Genomic DNA, 22,533 nt, shown 5'->3' with positions numbered 1-22,533 from the left:
TATGGTCAGTATCGATCCGGAGAATATCCGGCCTCTTGGTGTTGTAAAAAATAACTCAATGCAAAAAAAATAACTGATGCATAATTACGCACCAGTTATTTTTAGTGGACGCATTTTGCACTTCAGGTCCAGAAATAGCAAGTGCTATCACACTAAAAATTCATTATTTTTTACAATACAAAAGAGTACGCAGGAATCTCTTCTTACTGGAGGAGTTCAGAAACGCGATGCTATCATATTCTTTGTTCTTTGATTAGCGATTAATAATCTTTTAGCACAGAAGTAAATTATTTGCTATTTAATTATGATAAACATGATATCAAAAAAAATCTGCTCTTAGTCATAGTTACGATAAAGAGCAGATTTAATATTACATTTAAACGTTAACTATAATGACTTTAATTAATAAAAAACCGAAATATTAATTAAAAGTCATAATTAAGGCCGATATTGTAACGACGACCGTCAAGAGTAGCACCGTGGATTTCATCCGTCACACGTTTATCAAAGACGTTATAGACGCCACCTAGTACTCTCAAATTTTTCGTTAGACTATAAGTCATACCCAAATCAACAAAGGAATAAGAAGGTGTGCCACTTCTGATTGATGAACGGTACTGGAAGTTCTTTGTTTTCCCACGGAAATTAATACGGGCCCAAGTTTCCATTTCTGGCAATGTTTGCCAGTTTAGGGTTGCATTAGCCATATGTGTTGGCATCTTATTCAATGGCTGACCCTTAAACTTGCCAGTCTTTTGCTTAGAATAGGAATAGGTATAGTTTGCTGCCAACGACAGATTTTCTATGATATCCCAATTTATGGTCGTCTCTATACCACGAATATTGGCTTTGCCAACGTTCATTCTTCCATTAACAAAATCATAGTCACCCTTACCAATTGACTCACAAGATACAAGTGATTTGTCTTTTTTGCTACAAATGTTAAATTCAGTGATTTTATCTTTAAAGTTTGTATTAAAGACTGTGACACCTACATTAAAGTTTTCTTGGTTATTCCAGAGCACGCTAATTTCTTCATTAACGCTTTTTTCTGGTTTCAGTTTTGGATCACTCTCGATGACGCCATTGCTACGTCCTCCGCCCGTCACTTGCAACCAATTAGGTGCAACATGTCGCAAGTTAGGTGAGCGATATCCTGTAGTGACACCACCTTTAATTGTCCATTGCTCATCAGCACGCCAGACTCCATACAAGCGAGGGGTTACATGGGCACCAAAAAGTTGATCTTTATCCAGACGAATACCTCCCGTCAGAGTAAAGTCATTGATAATTTGCCATTCATCTTCAGCAAACAACGCCCAACTCCAGCGAGTAAGCTTATTTGTATTTGTACCTTTTTCAGACGCCGATTTATTTCCATTATCGCGCAGGTCTTCATAACGATATTGCCCTCCTACGCTTACTGTATGATCATCTAAGGTAAATGTGGTCTGATTATTAAAAATAGTATCTGCGGATTTCATCTCACGTTCAGGGTTCTTCGATTCATCCCGCTGAATATAAGATGTCGTTGTACCAAAGTCATAAACACCATTATGTGTTATTGAGTAGTTATTGCGCGCATAACGGCTGGTATCATCTTTACAAGATCTTTTCGTGCATGTGCGAGTCTTCCCAATTGTTGAATCACGATCTTGTTCATAACGGCCGACTTCAAAATCAAAGCTATTTTGCTCATCTGGTGTTAAAGAGAAAGTCGCCGCACCATTACGCATTTCTTGTTTTCTATAACCATCAATAAATTTGTCTTCATTACGGTGAGAAAACAGGCCAGTAACCTTTAATCCCAGTAAACCATCAATTAACGGCCCTGCAACATAAGCGCTGGTTTGGTAGCTATTACCTGATTTTGTATGTTCAGTCAGAGTAGTATCTGCATGTAAGCTGCCATTCCATTCTTTATGAACCTTCCGAGTAATAATATTGATAACACCGCCCATTGCATCGGAGCCATAAAGGGAAGACATTGGCCCACGTACAACTTCAACACGTTCAATTGACGCCAACGGTGGCAGCCATCCCTGCTCAATACCTGAACCATCACTGTTTGGACGAGTGCTGCGAGTGTCAACACGCTTACCATCAATCAGAATCATTGTATATTGTGATGACATACCACGAATACTAATATCACTGCTACTACCGCCCCCCGTAACTACCACTCCCGGTACATCTTTCAATGCATCCGTCACGTCACGGTAAGCTTTGGTTTCCAGCTGCTTACGGCTAACCACTGAAATGGAAGCTGGCGCATCTTCAATTTTTTGCTGGAAACCCGAAGCAGTGGTAACAATAATTTTATCTTCGCCATTATTAACCGCATTAGCAGTCAAAACAGCGCTGGATGAAATAGCGGCAATAACGCCCAAGATAATTTTTTTCTTTGCAAAAACGACCATTCCCGATTCTCCAATATGTAGAATAAAACTATTTAATTTGGATAATCGACATCAGCTCAACGTACAGGGATAATAATTTATCCCACCAGTATTATATTTATTACTCTTTAATTTAAATAAAACATATTATGTTTTTTATTATTCTAACCAGCCAAATCCATGACGAGGCCATCAATCAATACTTGAGGTATTCCCTGAGAACAACGTTCTATCCGGCCCTTAACACCATATACTTGAGCCAGACTATCCGATGTTATTACCTGTTCAGGTAATCCTTCAGAAATTAATTCACCTTTTTTCAACATTAATATATGGTCACCATGACGCAGTGCAATATTAATATCGTGCACAACAACGACTGTAATAATATTACGGCGACGTGTTTCACGTGCAACTAAATCCATAACGTGATACTGATAATTTAAATCCAGTGCACTTAATGGTTCATCTAATAATAATAGTGTCGGCTTTCTTATCAATGATTGAGCCAAACCAACCAGTTGTTTTTGTCCACCGGATAATTGATCCAAATAACTTAGAGCCAAATGCTCAATTCCAAGTTGACGCAGCAATTCCATGACTTCTTGTTCACACTGATCACTGCTCACACCACCAGATGCCCGTTGAGCAACAATCACAGATTCCAGCACATGCAGATGGACTCCCGCAGGCAATGATTGAGGCAAATAAACTACATTCTGGGCACGTTGAGCAAAATTCATCTGCATTAAATCCTGCCCATCCAGCAGCAGAGCGCCTTTAGCTTTATTTAAACCCGCCAGCGAACGCAATAACGTTGATTTTCCGCTACCATTAGGTCCGAGTAATACTGTAATTTTCCCACGTGGTAGTGGGCTTACATCCAAATTTTCAATAACAGGATGCTTTGGATAACCCGCCGTGAAACGACTGATTTTCAATCCCTGATTCATAAACTCCCCCTATGGCGTAACACGATGCTCAAGAAGAAAGGGATACCAACCAAAGACGTCACAATTCCCACGGGTATAATGACACCCGGGATCAAATTCTTGGACACAATAGACGCCATTGACAGTACCAGTGCACCAATCAGGGCACTCGCTGGCAAATAGAAGCGGTGATCTTCACCAAACAACAGTCTGGCAATATGGGGAGCAATCAGACCAATAAACGCAATCGGCCCGACAAAAGCCACCGCCAGTGCGGTCAGAATACTAATACGCAATAAAGTTCCTAAACGGAGACGACGAATATTAATACCAAAACTAATTGCTCGATCTTCCCCTAGACGCAGTGCGGTCAGTTTCCAGGAATTCATCATAGAAACAGGCATAAGCATCAGGAATACCAGTAGCAAAATACCCAGTTTACCCCATGTTGCCTTTGAAAGACTGCCCATTATCCAGAAAACCAGCCCCTGCAAGGTATCTTCCGTCGCAATAAACTGCATCATGGAAATCAGTGCCTCGAAGGTAAATACCATTGCAATACCAAATAACACCACGCCAGAAGTGGCAACTTTTGTCCAACGAGTAATTCCATCAAGCATCAAAGCAGCTAACAAAGCAAAAATAAAAGCATTTACAGAGATAAGCCACTGATCAGGTATTCCCGGAATACCAATACCCAATATGATTGCCAGTGCCGCACCAAAAGAAGCGGCATTGGAAACGCCCAATGTAAATGGGCTGGCCAGCGGGTTATTCAGAATGGTCTGCATTTCAGCTCCCGCCAGCCCCAGAGATAAGCCAACCACTACCGCCATCAAGGCATAAGGTAATCGAATATCCCAGACAATCACCCGGGTTCCTGCATCCATACTCTCCGGCGAAATCAGTGTCTGCCAGAGAGCAGACAAAGACAACCCTGATGGCCCCAGTGTAAAGTCCAATACTAAAGAGATGCCGATAACCAAAACTATCAATAAAATCCATGCAATACGTCGATGCAGAATGCGACGATAGTGTGCTTTGATATCACACTCACCTTGTTGTTTCACCATTGGCATAGGCTCGGTAGTAACGCTCATTTTTATTACCTGTTACTGCTTATTTTTCACTGACCCAATATGTGCCTGCTGGTTCAATAGCTAAGAATTTAGAATGAAGTTCTTTCAATGTTTGCTGTGGATCTAAATCAGCGAACTTTTCAGGATAGAACCATTTGGCAAAAACTTGGGTAACTACAACGTTATAAGGTGAATTGTAGTAATGGTGCCAGATAGCATGGGTACGACCTTCTTTCACTGCGGTCAGGTTATTGATACCTCTGCGTTCAGTAATGGATTTCAAACCAGCGCGGGCAATATCTGCGGAAGTCTGAGCGCCTATCTGAATACCTTCGCTCTTCTCACCAGGATCTTGCGCACCACTGGCGATGTAAATATAAGGATCAACAGCAATCACTTTTTCCAGGTTCATTGTACCCAGTGGAGTTGGCAGAACATCTTTAGCGATATTTTTACCACCAGCCAGATCAATGAAATTGCCCATATTGCCATTGCCTGCCGTACCACAGCAATCTTCGATAGAGCCTGCTCTCAGCTCAATAAATACAGAAGGTTTTTGCTCTGCTGGTATACGGTCAGTAATATCAGTTACCAGTTTCTGATTTTTTTCATAAAAATCAGCGTAAGCATTCGCTTGCTCCTCGCGGTGCAGCACCTTACCTAACATACGAATGCTCGGTAGTGTGTTTTTCAGTGGATTGTTGCGGAAATCAACAAAAACAACAGGAATACCTGCTTTTTCTAATTGTTTAACCAATTCACTGTTTTTGCCTGGGCCATGACCAGACAAACCGAAGATAGCTACATCAGGATTCAATGTCAGCACTTTTTCAGAACTGACACTATCAGCACTGGTGTTACCTATCAGCGGAATATTATCAATTTCAGGGAATTTGGCTTTATAAATAGAGTAAGTTTGTGGGTCAAGTTTACGGAAATCCCCCTGCCAACCCGCGATACGGGCCAGAGGTTTATCTCCTTCTAATAATGCGATTGCATGGAATAAACGACCTTCACCCAACAAGATACGATTGACTTTTTCAGGCACTTCTACAGTACGTCCAGCAACATCCGTGACTGTTTCAGCCCAAGATGCAAAACTTGTCATCATCGCAGAGCCTGCCAATAGACTGATACTCACGCCTTTCACGATTGTTTGAAATCCAAACTTCACTTTAGTTAGCCTCTTCATGCAATAATTTTGTCGTTAACAATAAAGCAAATAAGAATAATTATCAATTCAATTGAATCGATATATCCGAAATTTAATTGTTATAATTTTGCTTTCATTCCATAAAAAATAAAAACTGCCGATTCCATGACAGAACAGGCAGTTTTTTTAAAATACAAATAATAATACATTAATAAAAAAGCATCATTCTATCGGTTTTCTATTAACAATTTATTCATAATTTGTATTCTTTAATGATGGAAATTCCATCTCACTGTATTTAACAAAACGCGTTTTCTTTTTCAGTTTGTATCCAAACCAAATAATTAAGAATAATGGAATGCCGATATAAGTCGCCGTAACACCATACCAGTCTATAGTCTCTTGCAGGAATGCCTGATAGTTCTGGCCCAATGTGATCAGCAGACACAGGATAAACGCAAAAATCGGCCCGATAGGGAAAAAGCCGGAGCGATATGGCAGTTCATTGAGATCTCGCCCTTGAGCAATATAGCCCTTACGGAAACGATAGTGACTAATCGCAATACCGAGCCATGCAATAAAACCTGTCATACCTGAGGTATTCAGCAACCACAAATATACCGTCTGGTTGCCAAACATTGAGCTGAGAAAACATAATCCCGCGACCACGGTTGTAGCATAAAGCGCGTTACGTGGAACACCACCTTTTGACAGATAACCAAAAATCTTAGGCGCCTTACCTTCTCGTGCCAATGTGAACAACATGCGGGTAGAAGCGTACATTCCCGAGTTCCCCGCAGATAATACAGCGGTTAAGATTACTGCATTCATCACGGCTGCTGCTGATAACAACCCCGCATTTTCAAATACCAGTGTGAATGGGCTGACACTAATGTCCTTCACACCATTACGTAACAAACTCGGATCTGTATAAGGAATAATTAAGCTGATAATTAAAATGGCAAACACATAGAATAATAAGATACGCCAGAATACCTTACGTACAGCACGGGGAATGTTTTTCGCGGGATCTTTTGATTCCCCTGCTGTGATACCAATAAGTTCAGTCCCCTGAAATGAGAAACCAACAATCATTGCCACCCCAATCATGGCCGCAAATCCACCAGAAAATGGTGCATCACCAATAGTCCAGTTATGCCAGCCAGCTCCTTCAGCGCCTTTCATGATACCGGCAATCATCAGAATGCCGACAACAATGAAAACAATAACTGTAGAGACTTTGATTAGGGAGAACCAATATTCCGATTCTCCGAACCCTTTAACTGAAATAAAGTTCAACAGGAAAATCAAGCTAAGGAATATAGCACTCCATATCCAGCCCGGCGCATCCGGGAACCAATATCCCATCACCAATTGAGCGGCAACAAGGTCAACTGCTATCGTAACAGCCCAGTTGTACCAATAGTTCCACCCTAATGCGAAACCAAAGCCTTCATCAACATACCTGGAACCATAGGTGGAAAACGACCCTGATACCGGCATGTAAGCAGCCAATTCACCCAAGCTGGTCATCAGAAAATAGACCATCAGGCCGATCAATGCATATGAAAGTAAGGCCCCACCTGGGCCAGCTTTCGAAATGGTCGCTCCGGAAGCAACAAACAACCCTGTGCCAATTGATCCACCAATGGCAATCATCGCCATATGTCGTGCTTTTAATTCACGTCGCAGGGTTCCTGGAGCCTGATCCCGTGGCATGCTTTGTTCTTGAGACATTTTATTCCTATATCATCGAGAATAATTTTAGTGCAGGATTGTAACAAATCTTCGTCTCCAGAATAGCGGCGATTGGCGGTTATAAGATACCTTCATGATCAGCCGCCAATTATAAGCTACACGATTATATGTCATTCCATATGGTATTAAATTGATGCTAATGACAATAACTCAATAATTTTTGTAGCGCGTTAGACATGTGTTTCTGTCGGTGATAAATCAGATAAAGCGTACGATAAAGTTGTAGCCCCGGTGTCGTTAATTCAATCAATGTACCATTCTGTACCTGCTCTCGAATAACCCGACGCGACAAACAACTAATTCCCATTCCATACTGAACGGCATGTTTGATCGCTTCCGAATTGCCCAATTCCATTGCAATATTGAACCGGGGCATCTGCGAGAACAGAAGATGGTCGAGAACTTCCCTTGTTCCTGAGCCTTTCTCTCTTAATATCCAGGGGGCCTTAATCAGATCGTCCACCGTTAAATTAGTGTTCGCCAGTGGGCTTCCTGGTGAAGCGAAAACAATCAGTTCATCTTTCATCCACGGTTGACTAATTAACTCAGGATTGTGACATAATCCTTCAATCAATCCCAAATCAACCCGGAATTCTACAACCGACTTTATAACATCTTCAGTGTTACTGATATTCAATTCCAATGGTGTATCAGGATAATCCTGACGGTATTTCGCCAGCATTTCAGGCAACATATAGTTACCAATCGTGCTACTGGCTGCCAGTCGCAGTGCTCCCAAATCCAATTTGAAAAGCTGCTCCACCTCACCAGCCTGTTCAAGCAGTGCCAATGCTTTAGGGTAGAGCAAACGACCGTGCTCATTAGTAACCAGTCGTTTTCCTACTCTGTCAAAAAGCTGTACACCCAACTGCCCTTCAAGATCTGTTAATGAAGCACTTACCGCAGATTGTGATAACGCTAATTGTTGAGAAGCCTGTGTCGTTGAACCACTTTTCAGAACTTCTGCAAAAATCTCCAGCTGTCTCAGAGTGATACGCATATGGCCTCGCGGGAAGCAAAAAATAAAATGATAAGATAATCTTGATTTTAGACACTATTACGCAACTTAACAAAAGTCACCTTTTATTAATCCAATTTAATGGTTAAACATATAAAAATAATCAATTTTAATAATTAAATTATTTGCTATATGCTTATTCCTAAAATATATAAGTAATATGAGTGGCAATAATGTCTGAAAGTAAAATTGATACAACTGGCACAGCTCCCCGTCACCCTGCACTGCATTTCATTCCCGGGTTTGTATTAACTGTAATACTGACAACAATTGCCACTTATCTGAGCCATATCCCACGGTTTACCAATCTGGGATTCAGTGTTTTGACCATCGCAATTCTGCTGGGGATTATTGTCGGAAATACGCTATATCCTTCATTAAAATCAACTTGTGGCAAAGGGATCCATTTCGCCAAACACTATCTGTTGAGAGCAGGTATTATTCTTTATGGCTTTCGATTGACATTCCAGCAAATCACCGATGTTGGAGTAACAGGCATATTGATTGATGTCATTATGTTATCCTCTACTTTTTTTATTGCGTTATGGCTTGGGCACGTTTTTTTCAGAATGGATAGCCAGACAGTCATGCTGATTGGCGCAGGAAGCAGCATTTGTGGTGCCGCTGCGGTTATGGCTGCTGAACCTGTCGTTAAGGCCTCTTCTGACAAAGTCGCCGTTGCCATTTCTACAGTTGTGATATTCGGCACACTTGCCATCTTTATTTATCCCTGGTTTTATCAACTGAACAGCCAACATCAGTGGTTCTCTTTTTCTCAAACAGAATTTGGTATGTTTTCCGGCTCTACCATTCATGAAGTTGCTCAAGTCGTTGCTGTTGGTCATACACAAGGAAATGATGCTGAAAATACGGCCGTTATCAGCAAAATGATCCGCGTCATGATGCTGGCTCCCTTTTTATTACTGCTTTCTGGCTATATTAGCCGTACAAAAGCTAAAAACTGTGCCAACGATCATGGAAAAGCGTCAATTATCGTTCCATGGTTTGCGGTATTTTTTATTGTTACAGCAGGTTTCAATTCTCTCCAGTTGTTACCTGCATCCATTGTCAGCCATATCATTACTGTTGATACTATCATGCTAACGATGGCTATGGTTGCTTTAGGATTAACAACCCATGTCAATGCAATTCGTCAGGCTGGCACCAAACCTATTTTGTTAGCTTTTCTTTTGTTTCTCTGGTTGATGGTTGGAGGACTAATCATCAATAAAAGCATTCATCATTTATTTGATTAACATTATTTGCCCAAAAGTTCGGCTTTATATTTCAGGTGCTGCTCTACTGTTTGGGCTCATGCCTTACAGAATTTCATTAACAACAAGAACAATGCATAATTAATGAAACAAAACAGGAGAAAGATATGAAATTTGTTGGAGCCCATGTGAGCGCGGCTGGTGGCGTTGATCAAGCTGTAATTCGAGCTCATGAACTAAAAGCAACCGCTTTTGCACTGTTCACAAAAAATCAACGCCAATGGAATTCCCCACCGTTATCAACAGAAGTGATTGATAAATTTAAAGCTAATTGTGAGCACTACGGCTACGGCAGCCGACAAATTCTTCCTCATGACAGTTATCTGATTAATCTGGGACACCCTGAAGCAGAAGGGCTGGAAAAATCCCGTTCTGCATTCCTTGATGAAATGCAGCGTTGTGAACTGTTAGGTATTGATTTACTTAATTTTCACCCCGGCAGTCATCTTAATAAAATTGATATTGATAAGTGCCTTGCCCGCATTGCTGAATCTATCAATATTGTGTTAGACAAAACACAGGGTGTAACAGCTGTGATTGAAAATACTGCCGGGCAAGGAACCAATCTTGGTTTTAAATTCGAACAGTTAGCTGCCATTATTGAGGGTATCGAAGATAAAAGCCGGGTCGGTGTTTGCATTGATACCTGCCACGCTTTTGCAGCAGGTTATGATTTACGTACCGAGAAAGATTGCGATGCCACATTTAAAGCATTCGATGAAATTGTGGGATTCAAATATCTGCGAGCCATGCACCTTAATGATGCCAAAAGCGAATTCTCCAGCCGTGTTGACCGCCATCACAGCCTTGGTGAAGGAAACATTGGTAAAACACCTTTCAGCTATATCATGAAGGATAACCGTTTCAATGGCATTCCGATAGTACTTGAAACGATCAATCCAGATATTTGGGATCAAGAAATTGCCTGGTTAAAATCACAGCAAATTTGATTACCTGACAGAAGTCAGCTGGATCCTTGACATCATTGATGCCAATTCAGTTCGGTTTCTGATCCCTACATTCGGCTGGCTAACCGTCAGTGCAGAGACGGCGGTTGCCAGACGCAATGTATGTTCACTGGATTCACGCATCAATAAGCCATAAACCAGCCCACCAACCATGGAATCTCCCGCCCCAACCGTACTGATCACTTCACAATATGGTGGTTTTGCCAGCCATGCACCAGAAGCATTAACCCACAATGCTCCCTGCTCTCCTAATGAAATAACAACATGAGCAATCCCTTTATGACGCAATGCATGAGCCGCATCAATTATGCTATCTAAATCAGGTAGAGATTTACCCGCCCAAATTTCTAATTCATGACGATTGGGTTTTACCAGCCAGGGAGTTGCCTTAAGCCCAGCCACAAATGCTTCCCGGCTGCTGTCAAAGATAATACAAGGGCAACATTGCTGTAATCGTTTCATCCAGTCCGTAAAAGACTCTGGAGAAACACCTTCCGGCAAGCTGCCACTAACCACGACCATATCAAACTGCCCTAGCCATGAAAGAGAGTCATCAATGAATTGATTCCACTCATTTTCTGTTACATGGAAACCAGAAAAATTAAAATCCGTTACATCACCATATTTTTCTGTCAGTTTCACATTAATACGTGTTCTGCCAGAAACTAAGTGGAAACGATTGTCCATTTGGTTCTCATTGAAAAAATGTTGAAAACCTTCCTGATTTTCTTTTCCCAGAAAACCGCTGACTGTGACATCAATACCTAAATCGCGCAGTACCTTCGCAACGTTATTCCCTTTACCAGCAGCATGTAGCCCTGCTGTCTTTACGCGATTAACGGTTCCCTTAACAATATCTGGACACAGGCCAACTAAATCATAAGCTGGATTTAAAGTTATTGTGGCAACTCGACGGCTCATCTTGCCCAGTTTCTCCTGAATAAATAATCATAAATCATATTAAAATCCTCTATTATTTATAACATCAAAATTGAATCGTTTCAGTTAAAATTACTATCAGATTGATCATTGTGTTATCTCGATCCGAGAGTAAAAATACGCCCGACAGAAAATTTTTTGGCAAATGACGAAAAAAGTCACCACATCTAATTTGAAATTTCACTTCCACTGCGTGGATAGTTCATAAGCAAAGGAATAACACATGTCAGTTGTTGTAGGAGTTGATGTCATCATCATTATTGTGACTAATTAATTTGGTGCGACCCCAATAATCTTCCTGAACCCCATTTCGAAGCCAGTTGTACCGCCATTAAACTGTGGCAAGAGAAAAAATGCTATTTATCTGTTTGATAAATTGATTCTCTATCAATGTACACAGAATAAAACAATAGCGATTTGCACATTCCCATAATTAACTGTTTACACATGTCATTCATTACTGTATCGTCGAGCTAGTACAAAGGTAACACTGATTCATCAGGAGTCTATATGACCATTGAGGTAACGCAAAATTTGAAACGCCCCTCCATATTAGGCGGAGCCATGATCATTGCCGGTACTGCCGTCGGTGCGGGTATGTTCTCCATTCCTATTGTCACCTCTGGCGTATGGTTTACAGGATCGATAATTTTGCTGGTATACACCTGGGTTTGTATCTATTTCTCCAGTCTGATGATTTTGGAAGCCAATATGAATTATCCCAGTGGAGCCAGTTTCCACACCATTACAAAAGATTTACTGGGGAAAGGCTGGAATACACTCACAGGGTTATCTATTACCTTTGTTTTATATATTCTGACTTACGCCTATATTTCAGCCGGTGGCTCAATTATTATGCGTAACATAAAAGATATTATTCCCCTGTCACAAACAGGAACAGGTCTTATTTTCTCATTTATTGTTGCCTTTATTGTTTGGTTATCAACCAAAGCAGTCGATCGCTTAAGCACTATTTTAATCGGTGGCATGACAATCACATTTATCATGTCAGTGGGAGGTATGTTTACGGAAGTTAAATCTGCTATTTTATTTGATCATTCAAATACTGAAACCAGTTACTTACCTTATGCTTTAATGGCTCTGCCATATTTGCTGACGTCATTTGGTTATCATGGCAACGTTCCGGGATTAGTGAAATACTATAATAAAGATGTCAAAGCCGTTGCACGCAGTTTGCTCTATGGCTCTTTGATTGCACTGACTATCTACATTTTATGGCAGTATGCCATTCAGGGAAATATTCCCCGTGTAGCATTCAAACAGATTATTGCTGATGGTGGTAACGTTAGTGACTTACTGAACCAAATGGATAGTACATCCGGCAATGCAACAATAAATCAGCTATTGAATGCCTTTTCATATATGGCATTATCCAGCTCATTTTTAGGTGTATCTCTCGGTTTATTTGATTATCTGGCTGACTTTTTCAGATTCGATGACAGTAAAACGGGGCGTTTAAAAACTGCTTTAGTAACATTTATTCCGCCTACTGTACTTGCGTTAATTTTTCCAAATGGTTTTCTGTATGCGATTGGTTTTGCCGGATTGGCAGCAACTATTTGGGCTGTTATCATACCAGCACTTATGGCCCGGGCCAGCCGCCAGCGTTATCCACAAGCCAACTATCGTACCCCCGGTGGTAACTTCCTGATAGTATTTATTATCCTGTTTGGTTTAATAAATGCGGTAGTTCACATCTTCTCTTTATTTGATCTGTTACCTGCCTACCGCTGACTTTTGGTTTTCCTCTGCCCTGGTATTTTAACCGGGGCTTTCATTCATCTCTTGCCTAATCCACTGACTGCGAGTAATTTTGTCGCCACCTTAACATTCATTCCACTATTACCCTGTTTTTACGGAAGGTATTTATGGCTAAAGCCAATGAAATTAAACGCGGAACCGCGATCAGCCACAATGGAAAGTTATTATTAGTCAAAGACATCGATATTCAATCACCCAGCGCTCGTGGTGCCAGTACACTGTATAAGATGCGTTTTACTGATATTCGCACTGGTCAGAAAGTGGAAGAACGTTTCAAAGGTGATGATATTCTCGAAACTATTACATTAACCCGTCGCAGTGTCAGCTTCTCATATATTGATAGTGACGAATATATCTTCATGGATGACGAAGACTTCACCCCTTATCACTTTAAGAAAGAGCAAATTGAAGAAGAACTTTTGTTCATTCCAGATGAAGGTCTGCCGGGAATGCAAGTTATGACAATGGATGGTCAGCTACTGGCTCTGGAATTACCACAAACTGTCGATATGATTATTGAAGAAACCGCACCGGGAATTAAAGGCGCATCAGCAAGTGCCCGCACAAAACCAGCCAGAATGAGTACAGGGCTCACGGTCCAAGTTCCTGAGTATCTCAGTTCAGGAGAAAAAATCCGTATTCATATTGCAGAACGCCGTTACATGGGACGTTGCGATTAATTCTGTAGTTTCTATACTCTCGTATATATAGGTTGCTCTTTTCTTATTCGATAAAAGAGCAACTTCTTACCAATTTAAATTAAAAATAATCAACATGAATAATCGCCAAACGTTTTTTATTATCCGTCCATTTCACTCTGGAAACACCTATATTTCCGGGAAGTATGACATCCCCTGTTTTTTTTGTTTTGTACATTGAAACAATTTGCTTTATGGTGATATTTTTTCCTAATCGATAGCAGGAAATATTAGCCTGAGTGTTTGATACAACCACTTGACATCCCGGATCAACAATAGAGCCTGAAAATTGTATCTGCCCACTTGTAGATTGTGCGTATCCATAAGAAATCCATGAAAACAGCAAACAGCTAATTAATAGTTTAAAATAATCTTGCATGGTCACCTCACTTTCGTTTTTCCATTAACAAAACTCAGTTACCTTTTATTCCTTCAATCTCCATAATAAATATTTCATGTAAAAATAATACGACATTAATACCTTTTATTGATTTATATCAAAGGTGAATTTATAGTTAAAAAACTGACGTTAATTTTATTAATTAATTTAAAATACTGTTATAAAAAACCATTATTTGAGTTATATCATAAATAAAGTTTAAAATTAGTCATTATGGGCTTTAAATTAGATATGCAAGAAAATGTTCGCTGACAAGGGGAATCGGCAATAGCACCATAATATTGAAGAATGCCAGATTTAAAATCCAGAGGGTAATGAGCCATTGCAGGATAAGATAAAAATATAAACAGAAAAACAATCATATTTCTTAACATAAGCAGTTAACCTCCACGACAGGTATCATTACCTTTTTTCGGTTTTAACTCCATGCCAATCTCAAAACCAGATAGTGGTTTAACGACCAGCTATCTATATAACGATATAACGGAAAATGAAACAATTTCTTTATATGTTTTATTTATCACAACCACAATTCGACATAATATACTATCAAATTGGGATATGAAAAAATCAACCTTTAACTATTTAATAATAGTCAGTGCTCAATAATTGCGCCAAATACATATTATCGTTACTGTATTAATGATCTAGCTATTTTTACGATAGCTCACAATTATCCATATGATAATAACATTGATGATAACTAATAAATGATATGAATGTATACAGCCATAAAAATAGCGGTAAAGATCAACAAAATTACAACTTGAAGGATCATGGCGATAGACACTTCTGCTGATTACATACTATACCGTTGAGCGATTACCCTTTTTTGTAAATTTTGTTATAGTGCACCATCAACCAATTTAACTACCAAATCCATTTTCGCGTTAAGATAGGTAACCCATGACCCGTAGCCATCTACTCGCTATACTTATACTCAATCTGCTCGGTATCACCCTGTTTCTCTCATGGTATTTACCTGAGAATCACGGCTTTTGGTTTTACATTGATTCTGCTATTTTTCATTACTTTAATGAAAAATTATTGCCGAATTCAAAATTTGCGTTATTTGTCGCTATCGTAAATGTGAGGGCATTTGATGTTATGTCACTCTTATGTATGGGACTGCTTTACTACAGCGCATTTCGCAAACAAGATTATGCAGGAAAACGCCGTCTTTTTATGCTTGGTCTGGTCATGTTAATAACGGCAGTGATCATAAATCAGATCGGCCATCAGATCCCCGTCAGCCGTCCAAGCCCGACCTTAACATTTGAAAACGTTAACCGCGTAAACGAAATGACAAGTTTGCATACCAAAGATGCTTCCGGCGATAGTTTTCCGGGGGATCATGGTTTAATGCTACTCATTTTTAGTTGCTTTATTCTTCGCTATATTTCTCGCGGCGCGTTCTTCATTGCTTTACTCATTATGATTACTTTTGCCCTTCCCCGTATCATGGCAGGAGCTCATTGGTTTACAGATATTGCTGTCGGTTCATTATCACTCACATTAATTGGAATGAGCTGGGTGTTATTAACCCCACTCAGTGACATTATGGCTGCATGGCTAGATAAAAAATTACCTCATATCGGCCGTACTCATTAAAACAATATTAGTAGGGAGATATGATCTATTTCCCTACTACCACACAACTTTTCTCGAATGAGAGTAAAATCACCAAGATCATTCTAACCTCTTAGTTTATAATCTAATTTTTTGTAAATAACTCTTTTTATCTCTCGCTTTTTTCTCATAATTTCTGTACTCTTCCGCGAGTCCTTTTATTAAAATAGTCGCTTTGTAAAGATATTAATAAAATGTGTGGCTTCACACACTTTAGGGACAGAATGTTTGTCAATTCGCCATATTCTACTAGGCTTTAAAGCGTTTAATATTTTAATGATGGCGATAAGTCACATTAAGGACAGCAAGGGAAAATCGATATAATGGTCAAATCTCAACCAATAGTGAGATATATATTGCGGTTAATCCCCGCAATTATCGCGGCAGTGGCACTGACCGCATGTAGTTCTCCAGATTCCCAAATACGTAGCAAAAAAACTGAAACTCATGCAGTAAATGGTCAAAAACATTTTCTACTGCAAACATCTCAGGATGAATTTGAAATTTTAGTTAAAAATCTGGATATTAAATCCAAGCTCCTTAACCAATATGCAGATTGGAAAGGCGTTGCCTATCGGCTTGGAGGAAGTACAAAACGTGGCATTGATTGCTCAGCTTTTGTTCAGCGCACCTTTCATGATCAATTTGGTATGGAATTACCACGCTCTACCTCAGAGCAACAGAAGATAGGCCAGACAGTCAATCGTTCCAAGTTAAAAGCGGGTGATTTGGTTCTCTTCAAAACAGGTGTTTATAGGCGCCACGTTGGCATTTATATCGGTAATAATCAATTTGTACATGCATCAACCAGCAGTGGAGTCATTGTTTCCAGATTAAATGATACCTACTGGAGCAAGCGTTATTATGGTGCCAGACGTATTTTATCAGACAGCATTAACGCCTCGATATAATCCTTAACCTGACTTCTTTTTTCTATTTTTCCCTTGCAGATATAAAAAACGCTTCCATCAGGAAGCGTTTTTTATCCGGTTATTATTTATTAAAGCGGGTAAAATGCGGTGATATTTTCCGCAATTGCAGCACCTAATGTCTTGAGCCGACATATCACAGCACTTTCATCCTCTCGAGCAAAAAACAAACATGGCTCACCTTCCCACTCAATCACCGCACTTACTATCTGCATATCAGAAATAGACTGATTTATATCATGCAAAATACTCCATGCATGTTCGCCTTCATGGCTTAACAATTTCAGCCCCATCAGGCTATTCCCTGTATCTGCTTCTTCCTCTGGCAAGATTTCAACTCTTGTACCAACAAAGCCAGATGACCACCGATAACTTTGCGGCAGTCTGTGCACTACCGAAAGTTGGATATTATTCACGTATTATTCCTATCAGAAACAACATTAATACATCTAACCACCAGCTGTAGGCTATCGACTCGTCAAAACCGAATAACCACCCAACAAAAAAGTAAATAAAAAGTTAAAATAAAAATTACAATATCACACTCTTTTCATCTTCAATTTGGAAAAAAATGAGATCAAACTCGCACTTTGTATATATTTATACTGTTTTGGTAAAAAATTCAACTTATTTTTATGCAAAACAGCAACTTTATGTTCAAATTTTATTTACAAATTTATATTTTCATGAATTGTGCTACACAATAGAGATCTCACAATATCCTTGTTTTACAAAATGTTAATTATCAACATAGTATTCCCCCTCTGGGTTCATATATTTAACATTTTAAAGTTAACAAAAAACCAACACAGAAGATTCAGCTAATATCATCAAATTAACAATCATCGATATTTTCCTGCTAATCGTTCGATATTTCCTGTTTATCTAATAAACAAACTATTGTTAATTTATATGAGTATTCTTCTGATTTTTTACGGATGGAAACTATATTTCCTGAGAAAAGAAAACTGAGGCATTGATACACTTAATATCGCTATAAACTCCAGCAACGATATAGGCATAATAAAAAAGAATAAGAAGCCACTTGAAAACACAAGTGGCTTCTTTGATTATTTTATGTCTTGGCTTTACGTGCATAGACAATCAATATCATCGCTAATATTACGCACAAGGCCATCGAACCAACCATTGGCCATGCACTTTTTTCAGGAGCTGAAGATAAAATTGCCCCAACCAGGGCGGCAATACTGAAACGTATGGTTCCAGATAATGAAGCTACTGTTCCAGCCATATGAGGGTAATCATCCAACACAACGGCCATCGCATTGGAAGTAATCAAAGAAATGCTGCTGATATAAATTGCAACACCCAACACCAAAGAAATAAAACCTAAATCAAGCATAGTGCTGAATAACAACCATAATCCCATGACAAATTGGACAAATATGCCAAAATTCAGCATCTTCAATGCGCCATATTTGCGGACAAACTGACTATTGATGGTTGTCATAATGAACATAAAGATAATGTTCAATCCGAAGTAATAACCAAAATGCTGTGCAGGAACACCATTCAATTGGATATAAACAAATGCCCCGGTATTCAGAAAAGAAAACATTCCAGCAAAAGAAAAACCGCTGGCCAAAATATAACACAGCACTTGGTGCTGCCTGAACAGCATAACAAACTGCCCTAAAGTGACCTTTGGATTGAAGCGCTGCCTTTTCTCTTTAGGTAGTGTTTCCCTGATAAAAACGGCAAATAAAAATGCAGCTATTACCGCAGCAATCGTGATAGACCAAAAAATAGCATGCCAGTTGAACCATATCATCACCATCCCGCCTAACATGGGAGCTAATAGTGGAGCTATGATCATCACCAGTGTCACAAACGACATACTGCGTGAAAACTCATCTTTCGTGAACATATCACGCATCAAAGCATTAATCACAACACTGGCCGACGCAGCAGCAAAACCATGCAAAAACCGCATGGAAATGAAGGTGCCTATATTTTGTGCCAAAGCACATGCAGCAGATGATATTGCAAAAACAATCACGCCACCCAGAATAACGGGCTTACGTCCCAGGCTATCAGACATTGGCCCATAAATTATTTGACCAATGGCAAACCCTAGCATGTAACTGTTCAATGTCATTTGAACTTTGCCGTCACTGACACCGAAATCAATGGCTATTGTTGGCATGCTTGGCAAATACATATCAATTGCCAATGGCATTAACATAGAGAGCAGCCCAAGAATGAGGACTAATCCCAAATAAGATAATCGTTGTTGTTGCACGCTTTTTTCCCAAAACAACTATGAATAGATAAAAAATTAAGCTACTGGCATGTGTATGCTCTTAATTTCGTTTTCCGTCAACGCACGATATTCCCCTGGCTCTAATTTGGGATCCAAATAAATTTCGCCAATACGTTCACGATGAAGCTTAATAACATGATTCCCCACGGCAGCAAACATCCGTTTTACCTGGTGATATCGTCCTTCGCTGATAGTCAGACGAACGAGCTGAGGTTCGATGAACTCTAATTTTGCCGGCTTTGTCAGTGTTTTTTCTCCATTCAGTTGAACACCTACAAGAAATTGTTCCTCAGTATCCTCTGATATTGGATGTTCCAGTGTTACAAGGTAGGTTTTTTCACAATGATGCTTGGGTGAAGTAATACGATGTGACCACTGACCATCATCCGTCAATAACACTAAGCCTGTAGTATCGATATCTAATCGCCCTACTGAATGCAGTTTATGGGCAACAGGCTCATCAATAAAATACAAAATAGTTGGATTTGATGGATCATCAGTCGAACACACATACCCTTGTGGCTTATTCAACATAAAATAACGTGGGCCGCCCAATTGCTCCAATATTGTTCCTTCGTAGGCAACTACCTGCTCAGGTTTCAACTTATATGCCCCTGTTTTGATGATTTCGTCATCAACAGTAACTCGCCCAGCACGTAATTCACGCCCGACATCATTACGGCTAATACCCAATTGTTGTGATAAAAATTTATCCAATCGCATGAATAGCTACACCTAATTAAAAAATACCTAACAAAAAATAATCTAACAGAAAATAAATATGAAAACGCCTTTGATACTACAGGCAATTTCAAAACCACTTTGAATACAAGATCAAGCAGATAATTTGCAGAATAATAGTATATAGAATAACTATAATAACCATAAACTATCTGTTACAGCACACTGATCTTGATAATATTTTCTCGTCGGCAGGTTGAAGGAAAAATGTTATCCTCTCCAGCAACAACCTTTTACTCGATCTTCGTGACAGTAACATAACAATGGCTTTTACTTTACGCCCTTATCAACAAGAAGCGGTAGATGCGACCATTCGTCATTTCCGCAAACATAAAGAACCAGCAGTTATTGTTTTACCTACTGGTGCAGGCAAAAGCCTTGTCATTGCTGAACTGGCTAAACTGGCTCACGGCCGGGTTTTAGTACTGGCACATGTTAAAGAACTGGTTGCACAAAACCATAGTAAATATTGTTCTTATAACCTGAAAGCAGATATCTTTTCTGCCGGGCTGCATCAAAAGCAGAGTGAAGGAAAAGTTGTCTTTGGCAGTATTCAATCTGTAGCCCGCAATTTAGACCGCTTTGACCATAACTTCTCACTGCTAATCATTGATGAATGCCACCGGATTAGTGATGATGAAAACAGTCAGTATCAGCAAATTATCCAGCAACTCCAGAAAAACAATTCCGAGATCAGGATCCTCGGTTTAACCGCGACACCCTGCCGTTTAGGTACTGGCTGGATTTATCAGTATCACTATCATGGCATGATACGTGGTGACGAAAATTGCTTTTTTCGTGACTGTATTTATGAACTTCCATTACGGTATATGATCAAACACCACTTTCTGGTTTCTCCAGAAAGGTTAGATATGCCCGTAATGCAATATGATTTCAGTCAAGTACGTACCAGCCAGCAAGGCATTTTCAATGAAGCTGACTTGAGCCGGGAAATTAAACGACAGAAACGTATTACGCCACATATTGTCAAGCAGATCGTTGAATATGCAGAAGATCGAAAAGGTGTAATGATTTTTGCTGCCACAGTTGAACATGCAAAAGAAATTTTCCTGTTACTTCCCGCAGGACAGGCAGCATTAGTCAGCGCCGATACACCGGGTACTGAACGGGATCTTCTGGTCAGCGCCTTCAAAAAACAGCAACTACGCTATATGGTTAATGTTGCTGTTCTGACAACAGGTTTTGATGCACCTCACGTCGATCTCATCGCGATATTGCGCCCAACAGAGTCCGTGAGCCTCTATCAGCAGATTGTTGGCCGTGGATTACGCCTATTTCCTGATAAGAAAGAGTGCCTAATTTTAGACTATGCGGGCAACCCTCACGACCTTTATACGCCAGAAGTCGGCAGCCACAAACCCAATTCACAAAACCAGCCTGTACAAGTATTCTGCCCAATCTGTCAGTTTGCCAATACCTTCTGGGGAAAATGCACCACAGAGGGTGACATCATTGAACACTTTGGACGCCGTTGCCAAAGATGGGAAGAAGACGAAACAGGAAAAAGATACCAATGTGATTTTCGCTTTCGTTTCAAATCATGCCCGCATTGCGGAGCAGAAAACGATATCGCAGCCCGACGTTGCCATCGCTGTCAAGAAGTGCTGGTCGATCCTGATGATATGCTGAAAGCAGCTCTTAAACTCAAAGATGCTCTTGTACTGCGTTGTGGTGGTATGCAATTAACTCCAGGTAATGACAATAAAGGCGAATGGCTCAAAATCACTTATTACGATGAAGATGGAGCAAACGTATCTGAATTATTCCGTTTGACAACCCCCGGTCAGAAAAAAGTATTTGAACTGCAATTTATGCGCCATCACCAACGAGCACCGGGTATTCCTTTACATTGGAAAACAGCTGGAGATATTGCTCATCAACTGCCTTTACTACGACATCCTGATTTTGTTGTTGCGCGGAAAAAGGGGCAGTTCTGGCAGATCCGGGAAAAAATTTTTGATTATCAAGGCCGCTTCCGACGAGCTGATGACCTGTATTAAGCTGTGTAATTACTCACGACAAAGTACTTTCTATTTGCTGTCATATAGGTTTTTCGTTAAAATGCCGCCCGCTTAGCGTAATCCATAATATTAAGCCAAGTATCGAACCTGCTGCTGGGTCGCCTGTAGCAGGATTTATTTTCTTCTTTTATAGAGAAAAAATAATGTTAACTATTAATGCAGAAATACGTAAAGAGCAGGGCAAAGGTGCGAGCCGCCGCCTGCGCAGAGCTAACAAGTTTCCAGCAATTATTTATGGTGGTAACCAAGAGCCAGTTTCTATCGAGCTGGATCACGATGCAGTTATCAACCACGAAAGCAAGCCAGAATTCTACGAAGTTCTGACTCTGATTGTTGATGGTAAAGAAACTAAAGTTAAAGTGCAGGCAGTACAACGTCATCCGTTTAAACCTAAACTGACGCACATTGATTTCCTGCGTGCTTAATTAGCCACAATCGAGCTTTTATCGGGACGCCGAGTAAATAACGCCGCAAATGCGGCGTTATTTATTTTTGTCATTTCGTTACT

At 40.0% G+C, this 22,533-nt stretch carries 19 protein-coding genes; 8 read left to right on the top strand and 11 right to left on the bottom strand.

Features of this window, described 5'->3' with window-relative positions; translation table 11 throughout:
- Window positions 1-425: 425 nt before the first annotated feature.
- The 6 genes from BDD26_RS12870 to yieE all read right to left on the bottom strand — a co-directional run bounded on the left by BDD26_RS12870 (window position 426) and on the right by yieE (window position 8,321).
- Window positions 426-2,420: a ligand-gated channel protein gene (locus tag BDD26_RS12870; RefSeq protein ID WP_115826747.1), complete on the bottom strand. Its 1,995-nt coding sequence runs from the start codon at window positions 2,418-2,420 to the stop codon at window positions 426-428.
- A gap of 143 nt (window positions 2,421-2,563) precedes the next feature.
- On the bottom strand, window positions 2,564-3,352 hold the full coding sequence (locus BDD26_RS12865) for an ABC transporter ATP-binding protein (protein ID WP_115826746.1): 789 nt from the start codon (window positions 3,350-3,352) through the stop codon (window positions 2,564-2,566).
- Entirely contained in the window at window positions 3,349-4,431 is a 1,083-nt protein-coding gene (locus BDD26_RS12860; protein WP_115826745.1) for a FecCD family ABC transporter permease, read from the bottom strand. The genes BDD26_RS12865 and BDD26_RS12860 overlap by 4 nt, the downstream gene beginning before the upstream one ends.
- A gap of 19 nt (window positions 4,432-4,450) precedes the next feature.
- Window positions 4,451-5,584: an ABC transporter substrate-binding protein gene (locus tag BDD26_RS12855; protein ID WP_115826744.1), complete on the bottom strand. Its 1,134-nt coding sequence runs from the start codon at window positions 5,582-5,584 to the stop codon at window positions 4,451-4,453.
- Between the two features lie 228 nt (window positions 5,585-5,812).
- Window positions 5,813-7,300: an amino acid permease gene (locus BDD26_RS12850; RefSeq protein WP_115826743.1), complete on the bottom strand. Its 1,488-nt coding sequence runs from the start codon at window positions 7,298-7,300 to the stop codon at window positions 5,813-5,815.
- 157 nt (window positions 7,301-7,457) lie between these two features.
- The gene (yieE, locus tag BDD26_RS12845) at window positions 7,458-8,321 is read right to left on the bottom strand and encodes a DNA-binding transcriptional regulator YeiE (protein WP_038260360.1); all 864 of its coding nucleotides are present in this window, start codon (window positions 8,319-8,321) and stop codon (window positions 7,458-7,460) included.
- A 191-nt stretch (window positions 8,322-8,512) separates the two neighbouring features.
- Between yieE and BDD26_RS12840 the strand changes: the two genes are divergently transcribed.
- Both BDD26_RS12840 and nfo read left to right on the top strand, forming a co-directional pair.
- Window positions 8,513-9,595 carry a YeiH family protein gene (locus tag BDD26_RS12840; RefSeq protein WP_115826742.1) on the top strand — a complete coding sequence of 361 codons (1,083 nt, stop codon included), beginning with the start codon at window positions 8,513-8,515 and terminating at the stop codon, window positions 9,593-9,595.
- Between the two features lie 125 nt (window positions 9,596-9,720).
- Window positions 9,721-10,563, top strand: coding sequence for a deoxyribonuclease IV (gene nfo / locus BDD26_RS12835; protein ID WP_038260362.1), 843 nt, complete (start codon window positions 9,721-9,723; stop codon window positions 10,561-10,563).
- Here nfo and fruK read toward each other — a convergent pair whose 3' ends face one another.
- A complete protein-coding gene (fruK, locus tag BDD26_RS12830; protein ID WP_038260364.1) occupies window positions 10,564-11,502 on the bottom strand; it encodes a 1-phosphofructokinase in 939 nt (312 codons plus the stop codon). It lies immediately after the preceding gene.
- Window positions 11,503-12,030: 528 nt separating this feature from the next.
- Here fruK and mtr point away from each other — a divergent pair.
- Both mtr and yeiP read left to right on the top strand, forming a co-directional pair.
- Window positions 12,031-13,275 carry a tryptophan permease gene (mtr, locus tag BDD26_RS12820; protein ID WP_115826741.1) on the top strand — a complete coding sequence of 415 codons (1,245 nt, stop codon included), beginning with the start codon at window positions 12,031-12,033 and terminating at the stop codon, window positions 13,273-13,275.
- 134 nt (window positions 13,276-13,409) lie between these two features.
- The gene (gene yeiP, locus BDD26_RS12815) at window positions 13,410-13,982 is read left to right on the top strand and encodes an elongation factor P-like protein YeiP (RefSeq protein ID WP_038260368.1); all 573 of its coding nucleotides are present in this window, start codon (window positions 13,410-13,412) and stop codon (window positions 13,980-13,982) included.
- A gap of 79 nt (window positions 13,983-14,061) precedes the next feature.
- Here yeiP and BDD26_RS12810 read toward each other — a convergent pair whose 3' ends face one another.
- Window positions 14,062-14,379: a type 1 fimbrial protein gene (locus BDD26_RS12810; RefSeq protein ID WP_038260369.1), complete on the bottom strand. Its 318-nt coding sequence runs from the start codon at window positions 14,377-14,379 to the stop codon at window positions 14,062-14,064.
- A 927-nt stretch (window positions 14,380-15,306) separates the two neighbouring features.
- Here BDD26_RS12810 and BDD26_RS12805 point away from each other — a divergent pair.
- Together BDD26_RS12805 and mepS are read left to right on the top strand one after the other, a co-directional pair.
- Entirely contained in the window at window positions 15,307-16,011 is a 705-nt protein-coding gene (locus BDD26_RS12805; protein ID WP_115826740.1) for a phosphatase PAP2 family protein, read from the top strand.
- 341 nt (window positions 16,012-16,352) lie between these two features.
- Window positions 16,353-16,940, top strand: coding sequence for a bifunctional murein DD-endopeptidase/murein LD-carboxypeptidase (gene mepS / locus BDD26_RS12800; RefSeq protein ID WP_038260371.1), 588 nt, complete (start codon window positions 16,353-16,355; stop codon window positions 16,938-16,940).
- Between the two features lie 89 nt (window positions 16,941-17,029).
- On the opposite strand, the gene BDD26_RS12795 is transcribed toward mepS, so the two are convergent.
- The 3 genes from BDD26_RS12795 to rsuA form a co-directional block, all read right to left on the bottom strand.
- Window positions 17,030-17,374 (bottom strand): YejG family protein, encoded by a 345-nt coding sequence (locus tag BDD26_RS12795; protein WP_115826739.1) that lies wholly within the window; start codon window positions 17,372-17,374, stop codon window positions 17,030-17,032.
- Between the two features lie 659 nt (window positions 17,375-18,033).
- On the bottom strand, window positions 18,034-19,221 hold the full coding sequence (locus BDD26_RS12790) for a Bcr/CflA family multidrug efflux MFS transporter (protein ID WP_038260373.1): 1,188 nt from the start codon (window positions 19,219-19,221) through the stop codon (window positions 18,034-18,036).
- A gap of 36 nt (window positions 19,222-19,257) precedes the next feature.
- Entirely contained in the window at window positions 19,258-19,965 is a 708-nt protein-coding gene (gene rsuA, locus BDD26_RS12785; protein WP_115826738.1) for a 16S rRNA pseudouridine(516) synthase RsuA, read from the bottom strand.
- Window positions 19,966-20,246: 281 nt separating this feature from the next.
- On the opposite strand from rsuA, the gene radD reads away from it, so the two are divergent.
- On the top strand, window positions 20,247-22,004 hold the full coding sequence (gene radD / locus BDD26_RS12780) for a DNA repair helicase RadD (protein ID WP_115826737.1): 1,758 nt from the start codon (window positions 20,247-20,249) through the stop codon (window positions 22,002-22,004).
- A gap of 164 nt (window positions 22,005-22,168) precedes the next feature.
- Window positions 22,169-22,450, top strand: coding sequence for a 50S ribosomal protein L25 (gene rplY / locus BDD26_RS12775; RefSeq protein WP_038260376.1), 282 nt, complete (start codon window positions 22,169-22,171; stop codon window positions 22,448-22,450).
- Window positions 22,451-22,533 lie beyond the last annotated feature (83 nt).

The sequence above is a fragment of the Xenorhabdus cabanillasii genome, from assembly GCF_003386665.1.
Classification (GTDB): Bacteria; Pseudomonadota; Gammaproteobacteria; order Enterobacterales; family Enterobacteriaceae; genus Xenorhabdus; species Xenorhabdus cabanillasii.
The sequence above is the reverse complement of the archived record's forward strand: the minus strand, read 5'-3'. Positions and strand labels throughout refer to the sequence as shown.